The 12,539-nt window shown below is 66.1% G+C and carries 9 protein-coding genes; 8 read left to right on the forward strand and 1 reads right to left on the reverse strand.

The window, feature by feature from the left end; genetic code table 11:
• Positions 1-434: 434 nt before the first annotated feature.
• Together NV382_RS05205 and NV382_RS05210 are read left to right on the forward strand one after the other, a co-directional pair.
• Entirely contained in the window at positions 435-3,281 is a 2,847-nt protein-coding gene (locus NV382_RS05205) for a DUF2339 domain-containing protein (protein ID WP_260599463.1), read from the forward strand.
• Complete coding sequence (locus tag NV382_RS05210; RefSeq protein WP_260599464.1) at positions 3,278-4,633, forward strand: DUF3999 domain-containing protein; 1,356 nt, start codon at positions 3,278-3,280, stop codon at positions 4,631-4,633. The genes NV382_RS05205 and NV382_RS05210 overlap by 4 nt, the downstream gene beginning before the upstream one ends.
• A 202-nt stretch (positions 4,634-4,835) precedes the next feature.
• On the opposite strand, the gene NV382_RS05215 is transcribed toward NV382_RS05210, so the two are convergent.
• Positions 4,836-6,041 carry an MFS transporter gene (locus NV382_RS05215; protein ID WP_260599465.1) on the reverse strand — a complete coding sequence of 402 codons (1,206 nt, stop codon included), beginning with the start codon at positions 6,039-6,041 and terminating at the stop codon, positions 4,836-4,838.
• A gap of 104 nt (positions 6,042-6,145) precedes the next feature.
• Between NV382_RS05215 and NV382_RS05220 the strand changes: the two genes are divergently transcribed.
• From NV382_RS05220 to wecC, 6 genes are all read left to right on the forward strand, one after another.
• Positions 6,146-7,054: a LysR family transcriptional regulator gene (locus NV382_RS05220; RefSeq protein WP_260599466.1), complete on the forward strand. Its 909-nt coding sequence runs from the start codon at positions 6,146-6,148 to the stop codon at positions 7,052-7,054.
• A 162-nt stretch (positions 7,055-7,216) separates the two neighbouring features.
• The gene (dut, locus tag NV382_RS05225; RefSeq protein WP_260599467.1) at positions 7,217-7,696 is read left to right on the forward strand and encodes a dUTP diphosphatase; all 480 of its coding nucleotides are present in this window, start codon (positions 7,217-7,219) and stop codon (positions 7,694-7,696) included.
• Positions 7,697-8,154: 458 nt separating this feature from the next.
• Entirely contained in the window at positions 8,155-8,529 is a 375-nt protein-coding gene (locus tag NV382_RS05230; protein ID WP_312026766.1) for a hypothetical protein, read from the forward strand.
• The gene (locus NV382_RS05235) at positions 8,526-9,305 is read left to right on the forward strand and encodes a HesA/MoeB/ThiF family protein (protein WP_260599469.1); all 780 of its coding nucleotides are present in this window, start codon (positions 8,526-8,528) and stop codon (positions 9,303-9,305) included. The genes NV382_RS05230 and NV382_RS05235 overlap by 4 nt, the downstream gene beginning before the upstream one ends.
• A 426-nt stretch (positions 9,306-9,731) precedes the next feature.
• Positions 9,732-10,862, forward strand: coding sequence for a non-hydrolyzing UDP-N-acetylglucosamine 2-epimerase (wecB, locus tag NV382_RS05240; protein WP_260599470.1), 1,131 nt, complete (start codon positions 9,732-9,734; stop codon positions 10,860-10,862).
• Between the two features lie 290 nt (positions 10,863-11,152).
• Positions 11,153-12,448 carry a UDP-N-acetyl-D-mannosamine dehydrogenase gene (gene wecC / locus NV382_RS05245; protein WP_260600314.1) on the forward strand — a complete coding sequence of 432 codons (1,296 nt, stop codon included), beginning with the start codon at positions 11,153-11,155 and terminating at the stop codon, positions 12,446-12,448.
• The last annotated feature ends 91 nt before the right edge of the window (positions 12,449-12,539 follow it).

A 12,539-nucleotide genomic window follows, 5' to 3' on the forward strand; every position in this document is an offset into this window, starting at 1 on the left:
GAGAGGAAGCCATGTCACGCTCGCCGTTCCTGACCGACCCCCACGATCAATTGGCTGCCCATATCGCAGCGGCCGTTACGTCCCCGGTGGAGGAGGTGCGGGCCATGCACATACGCGCCGCCGAGCACCTCTCCCAACTCGCAAAGGCGAATGGCATTGTCCGGCCGGCAAAGCGTGATCGGATATCGAAGAATAAATAGGCGTCGGCTGCCATAACGCGCGATCGTGCGTCTGGCCGCGACTACGATCACGATCAATACCGCCAAGGTGGCCTTGGCGAGTTGATCGAGTAGCGGGTTGATCCCGCGAGATGCGCATCGCCAATCGGGCGATCCGCGCGTTGATTTCGCCCCGCCCCGATCAGCTATCGACCTCCGTGGCCGCATGCGGCATGGAAAGCGGATAATGAAGGCACGTCGCTGGGGGCGAGGCGAATGATCTTGTGGCTAGGTGCTATCGGCGCGCTGATCGGATGGTGCCTCGTCGATTTCGACGGCTTCGGGATCATCATTGGCGGGCTCTTCGGGCTGGCTGCTGGATGGATCGTTCAGCGGGACATTCGCACGCAAGTCGCCGATGCGACTTACCCGCTTCAGGCGCAGATCGACATGCTGCTCGCACGCGAGCCCGGCGTGCCGCGCTCCCCGGCAGCAACGATGCCGACGGACGCAGCCGCCAAAACTGAAGCCGTGATCGTCACATCATTACGCGACCGCACAGCGCTTCGCCCTGCTTCGGCCGTGCCGGTGTCGATTGCGCCGCGAACAGACACACCGCATGCGCCGCCGGTCCACAGCAACGATCCGGGGTTCGTCGCGACGGCGATGGCAAGCGCGCTTGCGCGTGGGAAGGCGTGGCTGTTCGGCGGCAACACCATCGTCCGTGTCGGGTTGATCATCCTGTTCGTGGGCCTGTCGTTCCTTGCCAGCTACGCCGCGTCGGCGGGGTTGTTCCCGATCGAACTGAGACTGGCACTGATCATCGCGATCGGCATCGCGTTGCTGACCGTCGGCTTCAGGACGCGTCTGTCACGTCCAGCCTTCGGTCTCGCGTTGCAGGGTGCGGGTATCGCCACGATCTACCTTACCTTGTTCGCCGCCGCGAAGCTGTACGACACCGTCCCGATCGCGGCGGCGTTCGTGCTGATGATCGTGGTGTCCGCGCTCGGTTGCGCGCTGGCGCTGCTGCAGCGATCGCAGGCGCTGGCGGCGACGGCTTTCGCTGGCGGCTTTGCCGTGCCGCTGCTGCTGTCGGGCGGTGGCGCGAACATCGTCGGCCCGTTTGCCTATTACACCATCCTCAATCTCGCGATCCTGTTCATCGCGCACCGTCAGTCCTGGCGCGTTCTCAACCTTATCGGCTTTTTTGCCACGTTCGGCGTGGCGACCTTGTGGGGCACCACCAGCTATCAGCCGACGGACTTCCTCGCCGCGCAGGTTTTCCTCATCATCTCCGTGCTGATCTACGTGGCGACCGCCGTGCTCTATACGCGCGCCACGCCGGGGCGGCTTGGCAACGTTGCCGACACGACTTTGCTGTTCGGCCCGGCGTTGGCGGGGTTCGGCTTGCAAGTCGGGCTGGTCCACGATCGCCCGTTCGGCAGCGCCTTTGCCGCTCTGGGCTTTGCGGCGCTTTATCTCGGCGTTGCCGCCTGGACGATGCGTTACCGACGCGACAGCTTCCGGGTGATGAACGAGGCGCTGCTGGCCATCGGCATCGGCTTCGTCACGCTTGCCGTACCGCTGGCACTGGGCGCGCGCTGGACCTCGGCGGCCTGGGCGCTGGAGGGCGCGGGTGCGTTTTGGGTCGGCATGCGGCAGGCGCGGTGGATGCCGCGGCTGTTCGGCATCCTGCTGCAAGTCGTGGCGGCATTGCTTTATCTGACCGGCTTGCAAGGGAACGTGTCCGCCATTCCGTTCGCCAATCCAGCCTTTGTCGGCGCCATGCTGATCGCCATGGCCGGGCTGGCGACCGCGTGGTGGCTGCGTGGCCCGTTGCCGCAGAGCGAGACACGCCTGGCCCGCGCCTATGCATCCTGGGAGGCGACGTTTGCGCCTGCGGCCTTTCTGTTCGGGTTCGGCTTCTGGTGGCTGGCATGGGCGGTGGAGGCTGCCCGCAACGTACCGCCCGCGCTGGCCGGCCTCCCCCCCGTGCCGGTGTTCGACACCGGTGTGCCGCAATTGCTGGCAATGCTGACCTATGTCGCGAGCGCATGGGGAGCACGAGCGATCGGCCGGCGGCTGCGGTGGCCGGTCGCATGTTGGCCGGGTTATGCCACGCTGGCAGCGTTGGCACTGGGCTTCGTCAGCGCGGTCGGATCGGGCCGCCATGTTATGTACACACCGGATTGGGCGATCTGGATCGTGGCGATCGCACTGCATCTTCGCCTGCTCTACCTCAACGATGCGGCGCCTACGACCGACGCGCTGGATGCCGTTCTGCGCGCGAGCCATGTGGGCGGCGTATGGCTGGCGACGGCGATGCTGGCGGACTGCTTGTGGGTCGGCATCGATCGGGCGCGACTTTGGCAGACGGCGTGGGCCGAGGTCTCGTTCCTTACCGCGACGGTCGCGATCCTGCTCGGGCTGACGCTATGGAGCGGGCGTGCCATGTCCCGCCCGACGAGTGTTCTGCGCTGGCCACTGAGCCGCCACCATGTCGACTATGCCTGGTACGCCGCGTTGCCGATCGCCGCATTGGTGTTCGTCGGCGCGCTGCTGACGGCGGCGCTGTCGCCGGGTAACGCAGCCCCCCTACCCTACCTGCCGCTGCTCAACCCGGTCGATCTGGCCCTCGGCCTGTCGCTGGCTACGCTGGTACTGTGGCGTCGCACCCTCTTGGCCGGCCATGCTGCCCCGCAGGGTATTGGAATATTGCACGGCCACCGCGCTCCTGCCGCGCTCGGCGTGTTGGGCTTCGTCATGGTCAACACGGTCTGGTTGCGGATCGCGCACCACCTGCTGGGCGTATCGTGGAGCGGCGATGCCCTGCTTGCCAGCTTCACGGTGCAAACAGGGCTGGCGATCCTCTGGACCTCGCTCGCGCTGGCTTTGATGGTGGTGGCGCACCGTCGCGGGCAACGTGTGCCGTGGCTGATCGGTGCCGGGCTGCTGGGGCTGACGGTCGTCAAGCTGCTGCTAATCGACCTCAACAATGCCGGCGGTGGCGCCCGCATCGTCGCCTTTATCGTCGTCGGCTTGCTGATGCTGGCGGTGGGCTATCTCGCACCTCTGCCGCCAAAAGGAGCCGCCGAGCGCGACGAGGAGCTCGTAGCAGCGTGAAGATCATCGGGCGGATCGCCTGCCTGGCGTTGGCAGCATGGGCACTGGCGGGCTCTGCCCCGGCCGGATCGGAAGACGATCCCGCGACTTATGCCGTGCGTGTCGCGGTTACGGCCGCCCCCGGATCGCCGCTTCAGCGGTTGCCGCTGTCGGCCCAGATCCTCGCGGCGTCGCGATCGTCGGGCCTGAACGACGTCCGCGTCTTCGACTCGACGGGAAGGGCCATGCCAATCGCGCGCATCGCTCCAGCCGAGAGAGCGCTGCGACGCGATAGGCTCCCAGCGCTGCCGATCCTCGGTGCCGCCGACGCGTTTACGATCACGGGCATGTCATTGCGGCTCGATGGCGCCGGGAATGCGCGGGTCGCGAGGGGGGGGGGCACGGTCCCTGGCGGCCCGGCAACCGCTGCCGTTATGGGTGTCCTCTTCGATGCGCGCGGCATAGCAGGCGAAGCGCATAGTCTGACGCTCGATGCCGATATACCGCAAGCGCAGCCAGTCACCTTCATCGTCGAAGCGAGCACCGACCTGCGCGACTGGCAACCGATCGGCGAAAAGGTGATCTATCGCGCAGGGATGCCGTCGACCGACATGGCTGCGAGCCCCATTCCCTTGGGCGATGCACCGCTGGAACGGACATATATCCGGATAACGTGGCGCGCAGCATCACGGCTGCTCTCACCGGTAGTAGTGCGTAGTGGTACATTGATCACACGCCCTTCGACCGCCGATGCAGGTACTTTCATCGAGGCGCTGCCGCCATCGATCAGCGATGATCATGTGATCGAGTTCGGCGTGCCGTTCGCCACGGCCCTCACGACGATGCGCATCGTGCCGACGGGCAGCGACGTGCTCGTCCCCGTCCGCATCTTCGGGCGCAACGACCGCGAGCAACCATGGACGCCGATCGGGGACGGTACTGCCGTGCGGCCGGGTAATGGTACGCCGGCGGGCGGTGCCATCGTGCTTAACGGCGGCCCATACCCAATGCTGCGGATCGAAGCGGATCGGCGATCCGCCGGATTCACCTCCGCGCCGAAGCTCCAGCTCGGGTTCGCGGCGCATGAGATCGTCTTCCTTGCCGCCGGCCGGGCACCATTCGTCCTTGCCGCCGGGCGAGCGGCGGCAGGCGACCATTATCTGCCGCTTCACAGCATGATGACCCAGGCGCCAGACGGACCGCTCGCGACCGCAAAAGCTGCAACGAGCAACGCCGTGCTGCGACTGCCTCCCGTCGGATCTGCCGAAAGATCAGGTCAGATCCTGCTCTGGGCCGTTCTGCTGGCCGCTACCGCCCTGCTCGCTTGCATGGCCTTGCTGCTTTGGAAACGCGGTGCCGGCGTAGCGAGCTAAAACCGGTGATTACAGGCCGGTCTGCGCGTTCCCAACGATGCCCAGAAGCGGGAGCATTCATTCGTGACGCTGTTGCAGTGTTTTTATATGCTGCGATCTAAGCGAGATAGGGTGATCCCGGGAGGTTCCGAACTGTTCCCGTGTCACCGCCGGAGCGGGACACCAATCTCTCGCGGAGTGATTCGCCGCTGTCTCTATGCTGTCAGCCCACGTTCCGCGCCTTGAGCCGGCCGACGAGCGGGGCGACGACCACCGCGAGGAGTGCAATACCGGCCGCGACATAGCCGACATTGGCCAGCCCGAGATGCAGAATCACCGATCCACCGATGATCGCGCCGAGGCCGATACCCGCATTGGCCATCGAGACGTTGAGTGTGCCCGCCAGTGCCTGCGCATGGCTGGCCGACTGCATCACGCGCACCTGGCAGATCGGGTAGAGCGCGGTATTGGCGATGCCCCATACCGCGAGCGCCACGGCCAGCCACGCATGCGATCCGGCAACTAGGGTCGTCGCGGCCATGCCGATCGCCAGCACCAGCGATGCCACCGCCGTGACCATCAGCGGCCCACGCCCGACGAATTGTCCGCCCAGCCAGTTACCCCCCAGACCAACGATGCCGAAGCCCATCAGCCACCAACCAACCTGACCGACGGGAATGCCGGCAATCTTCTCGAGCGTATCGGCGAGATAGGTATAAGCGGTGAACATGGCGGTGAACACGATGACCGAGAGCACGACGTTGCCGAGGAAATAGGTGTCCTTGAGAATACGCGCCTGCTCGGCCAGCTTGACGCGCGCCGGTTTGGCGAGCGTCGGCATCACCACCAGCAGCAGCACCGCCATCAGCAGCGACAGCCCGGACAAGCCCCAGAAGGTGCCGCGCCAGCCGAACGCGGTCGAGGCGAGCGTGCCGAGCGGGATGCCCAGCACCATCGCGCCGGAAATGCCGAGATAGACATTGGCGACGGCCTTGCCCGCTTTTTCGGGGCCGGCGAGTTCGCCTGCGGTCTCGCTCGCCGTGCCCCAGAATACCGGCAACGCCAGCGCCGGCAGGAACCGCGCAAAGCCCAATATCCAGATGCCCGGCGCGGCGGCGGCAAGCGCGTTGGCGCCAGCGAAGATCAGCAGGATCACGACGAACAGCCTCTTGCGCTCGAAATGCGAGAGCATCGCGGTGAGGAACGGCCCCGCCAGCATGACGGTGAACGCAAACAAGGTGACGAGCTGACCGGCGGTGGAGATCGAGATCCCCAGATCGCGCGCGAGGCTCGGCAGCAAGCCGACGATGATGAACTCGGTGGTGACGATCACGAAGGCGGAGATCGCCAGCAGCAATACCGCCAGGCCGTGGCCGGCGGATTGGGCGCCGGGGGAACCGGCGGAGAGAGGACGAACGACGGACGACATGGGGCAGACTCCTGTTGTCCCTGCCCTACGCGCGACGAATGTTCGCGTCGCGCGGCAATAATTCGTGTATAACGCGACCTAAATTCCACAATGGAGCCCGACGCATGATCCCCTCCGAACGGCTGAAAGGCATCGAGGCCTTTGTCTGCACCGCGGATGCCGGGAGCTTCACCGCAGCGGGCACACGGCTGAACCTGACCAATTCGGCGGTCAGCAAGAGCGTGGCGCGGCTGGAGGCGCGGCTTGGCAGCCGCCTGTTCGACCGCACGACCCGCCGCCTGACACTGACCGACGCCGGTGCCGCATTCTACGAGACCTGTGTCCGGGTGCTCGGTGAGTTGGCCGATGCCGAAGCGGTGCTGGCGGCGCATCGTTCCGAGATCGTCGGCCGGCTGAAGGTCGACGTGCCGGTCGCGTTCGGGCGCATGCGTGTGCTGCCGCTGCTGCTGGACTTCGCCGAACGCCATCCCAACCTGCGCCCGAACATCACCTTTACCGACCGCAAGGTCGATATCGTGGAGGAAGGCATCGACGTCGCCATCCGCATCGGGGCGTCCGACAGCTGGGCGGACAGCCTCGGCCACCGCCATCTCGGCAACGAACGCGTCATCTTCTGCGCTGCGCCGGCCTATCTCGAGCGGCGGGCGCCGCCGTCATCGGCAGACGATCTCGCGCGGTTCGACTGCATCCTCTATGGCCGCGCGGATGGCAGCACGATCAATTGGCGCTTTGCCGCCGATGCCGGCCGCATCGCCGAGCGATCGATGGAGGCGCGCATCATCCTGGGCAGCGCCGAGGCCCAGGTCGGCGCGGTCAAGGCCGGCTTCGGGATCGCGCAGCTGGCGACCTGGCTGATCAAGGAGGAGCTCGGCCGCGGCGAACTGGTCGAGATACTCCCGGATCTGGCAACTGCCGGGCTGCCATTGCACCTCGTCTGGTCGAGAAGCCGCCAGCTCAGCCCAAAGGTGAACGCGCTGCTCGATTGCCTGACCGCTGGATTGCGGATCGACTGATACCACGTTCCCGTGCTGCGGATTCCAAGTGCCGGTGTCATTTGGCTGCGCTAGGGCATGGGGCGAACGGCCCGGCAGCGGCGGCGCACGACGGCTATATACGGCGCGTTGCCGGTCGCTTCCGTCGCGTCCTGCAGCAGACGGCAATTACGAGGGTGAATGATGACGACCGCTACCCATATCGAGCTTCGGATCATGGATCAGCGGCTCCAGCAATGGGGCCTGCCGCGCTACCAGACCGACATGGCCGCTGGCCTGGATCTGCATGCCTGCATCGACGAGCCGCTCGAATTGCTGCCGCAGGCGCCCGCATTGCTCATCCCGTCGGGCATCGCGGTGCTGATGAACGACCCCCATATGGCAGCGATCGTGCTCGCGCGCTCCGGGCTCGGGCATCGCAAAGGATTGATCCTGGGGCAGTCGGTCGGCCTGATCGACGCCGATTATTGCGATCAGATCTTCATCAGCGCCTGGCTGCGCACGCCGCCCGGCTCCGAGCCGCTGACGATCCAGCCGGGCGACCGGATCGCCCAATTAGTCTTCGTGCCGATCCTGCGGCCGACATTCCACGTCGTCGAGGAATTCAGCACCCAGACCGGCCGCGGGCTTGGTGGCTTCGGCTCCACCGGGACGGGGACCTGATCTCAACGGGCGGGCAGGTACGGGACGCAGGCCGCCCCGCCGGCGCTTAGAGCATGATGGCGTCACTTCTACCGTTCGTGCTGAGTAGAGACCGAGTAGGCCGCAGGCCGTATCGAGGACTCGTATCGAAGCACGTCGGAGCGCGGTATCGCGTGTCCTTCGATACGCCCTCTCGATACGCGCTTCGCGCTACTCGATGCCTGTCCTGAGCGCCCGCCCTTGCAGGCAGTCGAAGGGCCTACTCAGGACGAACGGGGGTGAGTTTGTCCAAATCATCAAACTTAAAGGCGGCGCCCCCCGCCCATCCAGGCACCGGGCCTTGACGGTCGTGCGCGCGAGCGGATCGCTCAACTCGTTCCGGCACCGCTCCAACGCGCCGTGCTGGACGAGATCGACAGCTTGGACGATATAGCGGCTGGACGCGAAGGATCTGGCTCCCCCGGACGATGATGCTGAAGATGTTGCTCTTGCAGGCCGCCATGCAGGCGGTCTCCCCAGCCGTGCCTACTGACTGGTCGGTGCTGGCGCCGATGCCCTATGTCAGCCCGCCGCAGATCCCGCCGACACTGTCGAGCTTCGTGGCCGGGGAGATCGCTGCCGGGCGCTGCGCAGTCGCGAGGCCGGCCAATGGCCGCTATATCGTCAAGGTGGATGTCGCGACCCTGGTCGGCGCGGACGGCATCGTCCGGCGCACGGTGCCGCGCGCGATCGATTGCCCGACGGTCGAGCAATATAGCGCGGGCCTGGTGCTGAGCTTCGCCCGCGCCAATCTGCCGCGCGGCACTACCGAGCAATGGTATCGCGCGACGATCGTGTACGAGTGGCTGGGATGACGCTGACCGACGACGATCTCGACCGCTATGCCCGTCACATCGTGCTGAAGGAAGTCGGCGGCGCGGGGCAGACGAAGTTGCGCGCGGCAAGCGTTGCGGTGATCGGGGCGGGCGGCATCGGCAGCCCGGCGATCCAGTATCTCGCCGCCGCCGGGATCGGTCGCCTCGTGCTGATCGACGACGACCGGGTCGATCTCTCCAACCTGCAGCGCCAGACCATCTTCGGCACCGACGATATCGGGCAGCAGAAGGTCGCCGGCGCCGCGCTGGCGATCGCGCGGCTGAACCCGGGCGTGGCGATCGGCCTGCATCCGCGCCGGATCGATGCCGGCAATGCCGCCGAACTGATTGCAGGTGTCGATGTCGTGCTCGACGGCTGCGACAATTTCGCCACCCGCCTGGCGGTCGCCGATGCGGCGTTTGCCGCGCATGTCCCGCTCGTCTCTGCCGCGGTCGGCCAGTTCGAGGGCCAGCTCGCCACCTTCCGTGGATGGGAGGCGGACAAGCCGTGCTATCGCTGCTTCGTCGGCGGCGATCCCGACCGTGCCGAGGCAAGCTGTGCCGAGCAGGGCGTGCTCGGCGCGATGACCGGGGTGATGGGCAGCCTCGCCGCGCTGGAGACGATGCGCGCGATCGTCGGGTTCGGCGACGATGTCGCGGGCAAGCTGCTGCTGGTCGATGCGCTTGCTTTTCGGTTTCGCACGATCACGTTGCCCAAGGACCCTGGCTGCGCTTGTTCACGGTCGGGCGGCGAGAACCAGACGTTCAAGGTCTAATGCCTGTGATCTTGCATGCGTACTTCGCAGGATCTTTGCATCATTAGCCGTCGGCTCGACTTGTTGGGCGGCTATCCCGATCGCGCATGGTTCGTCATCCCCGCGCAGGCGGGGATCCATAAACTCGGGCGTCAGGACTTCAGCCGCGAAGCAAGCCGGTATGGATCCCCGCCTGCGCGGGGATGACGAGGTGGAGCATGTCTGAGCAGACAATTACCAACTTGTTCTGGGGTCACCGTACCGCATTCTTACAGGGCGCTGGCTTTGCGGAGCGGTGGACCCCGGAACAAGTCCGGGGTGACGGATGGGGGATGGTCCGGCGCATTCACGCAAGGGTTCGTTCGCGGGAGCGATGACGGCTCCCGGAAAGCCCCGAAACAGCCGGCAATTATCGCGCCTTTAAGCGATCTCCGCTAACCTGCCCCCATGTCCGACGCACACCCCCGCAAGATCCTCGTTATTTTCGGCACCCGGCCGGAGGCAATCAAGCTGTTCCCGGTCATCGCCGCACTCTCCGCCACGCCGGGGCTGATCGTGCGCACCTGCGTCACCGCGCAGCATCGCGGGTTGCTCGATCAGGTGCTGGCGATCGCCGGGCTGGTGCCGGATATCGATCTCGATCTGATGGAGCCGGGGCAGAGCCTCGATCGGCTGACCGCACGGTTGCTCACCGGCCTCGGCGAGATCATGGATGCCGAGCGGCCCGACCGGGTCATCGTCCAGGGCGACACCGCTACCGCGATGGTCGGCGCGCTCGCGGCATATTACCGCAAGATCCCGGTCGCGCATGTCGAGGCGGGGCTACGCTCCGGCGACATCTATCATCCCTGGCCCGAGGAAGTGAACCGCCGCATCGTCGCGCCGATCGCCGATCTGCATTTCGCACCGACCGAAACCTCGGCCGAGGCGCTGCGCCGCGAGAATATCGCGGCGGCCAGCATCCACGTCACCGGCAATACGGTGATCGACGCGCTGTACGCCACCCAGGCCAAGCTTGCCGCCGACCCGCGGCTGGCATCCGGTCTCGACGATATTGCGGCGCGGTTTGCGGGCAAGCGGATCATCCTCGTCACCACCCACCGGCGCGAGAATTTCGGCGACGGCATGGCGAACATCGCGCGCGCGATCGGGCGGATCGCGGATCGCGGCGATACCGCGATCCTGTTCCCGGTCCATCCCAACCCCAACGTCGTCTCGGTGATGGACGAGATGCTCGGGCAGCGCGATGCGATCGCGCGGATCGACCCGCTCGATTATCCCCATTTCGTGCGTGCGCTCGGCTTGTGCCACATCGCCCTTACCGATTCCGGCGGGGTGCAGGAGGAAGCGCCGGCACTCGGCAAGCCGGTGCTGGTGATGCGCGAGACGACCGAGCGTCCCGAAGGAGTTTCCGCCGGCACCGCCAAGCTGATCGGCACCGACCCGGATCAGATCGTCGCGGAAGTGTCCGCGCTGCTGGATGACGACACGCGCTACGCCGCCATGTCGCGCGCCCACAATCCGTTTGGCGATGGGCAGGCGAGCGCGCGGATCGCGAGGGTTATCGCACTGGGCTGAGCTGCTTCGCGGCGGCACAGGGGCTTTGTGGGCTGAACAGCTCCCCGGCGCAGGCCGGGGCCCAGGCGGACAGGTGGTCGTTAATGAGCGCTGCGCACGCCATCTGCGTTCCGCGACTGGACCCCGGCCTTCGCCGGGGAACAAGTGCCGCCGTTGCGGTTCTCCCGCATTCGTCGCGCTGGTGCTCGCGGCAGTGTTCCCCAGCGATTACCGAATGTTCACCTCCTTTTGCGACAGATGCGCTTCGCATGACCGCGCCGGTCGGGCGCGCGCACAAGGATGGTTTTCGCATGACGCCGGATCACGGATTGAAGGTCGTCGTCGTCGGCCTCGGCTATATCGGCTTGCCGACCGCCGCGATCATCGCGCGGACCGGCGCCAGCGTGCTCGGCGTCGACGTCACCCAATCGGTGGTCGATACGGTCAATTCCGGCAAGGTGCATATCGAGGAGGTCGATCTCGACGGCCTGGTCTCGGGCGTGGTGGCACGGGGCGCGTTGCGCGCCTCGGTGCAGATCGAGCCGGCCGACGTGTTCGTGATCGCCGTGCCGACCCCGTTCGCCGACGATCATGCACCCAATATCGGCTATGTCCTGCAGGCGGCGACCAACATCGCCACGGTGCTGAAGGCGGGCGACACGGTGATCCTCGAATCCACCTCGCCGGTCGGCACCACAGAGAAGGTGCGCGACCTGCTGGCGCAGCTTCGCCCCGATCTGAAGGTACCCGGCAAGACCAGCGAAGGCGCGGACATTGCCATCGCTTACTGCCCCGAACGCGTTCTTCCAGGGCGCATCCTGGTCGAATTGATCGACAATGATCGCGTGATCGGCGGCGTGACTCCGCGGTGCGCGCGCAAGGCGCTCGCCTTCTACCGGCGCTTCGTGCGCGGCGCCTGCGTCACCACCACCGCGCGCTCGGCGGAAATGACCAAGCTGACCGAAAACGCCTTTCGCGACGTCAACATCGCCTTTGCCAACGAACTCAGCCGCGTAGCCGACACGATGGATGTCGACGTGTGGGAAGTGATCCGGCTCGCCAATCGCCATCCGCGCGTCAACATCCTGTCGCCCGGCCCGGGCGTCGGTGGGCACTGCATTGCCGTCGATCCGTGGTTCCTGGTCCATGCCGACCGCGCGAATACGCCGTTGATCCGCACCGCGCGCGAAGTGAACGACGCGAAGGTCGACTATGTCATCGATCGCGCCATCGCCATGGTCGAGGCGCATGCTGGCCCGGTCGCGTGCCTGGGCCTCGCGTTCAAGGCCAATATCGACGATTTCCGTGAAAGCCCGGCACTGGCCGTCGCACAGGCGCTCGCCACCCGCTTCGGCGAGCGCGTGCGCATCGTCGAACCCTATGTCGACCAACTGCCCGCCGCGTTCGACGGCACCGGGGTGCAGTTGATCGACATCGACACCGCGATCGAGACCTGTCCGATGATGATCGTGCTGGTCGACCACGAGATCTTCAAGTCGGTGCCGCTCGACGAACGGGTCGACAAGATCGTGTACGACACCCGCGGCATCTGGCCGGACCAGCCCCGCATCAAGGCGCCGCCCGTCCCGCTACGCCTGGCCAGCTGATCCAGATCAAGACGGCGCCGATGCGCCCGAGAGGCGCCGCCGCGGCCTCACGAAAATCGCTTGCAATCAAACAGCTGCCGGGTAAGCGCTG

Source organism: Sphingomonas endolithica, assembly GCF_025231525.1.
GTDB lineage: Bacteria > Pseudomonadota > Alphaproteobacteria > Sphingomonadales > Sphingomonadaceae > Sphingomonas > Sphingomonas endolithica.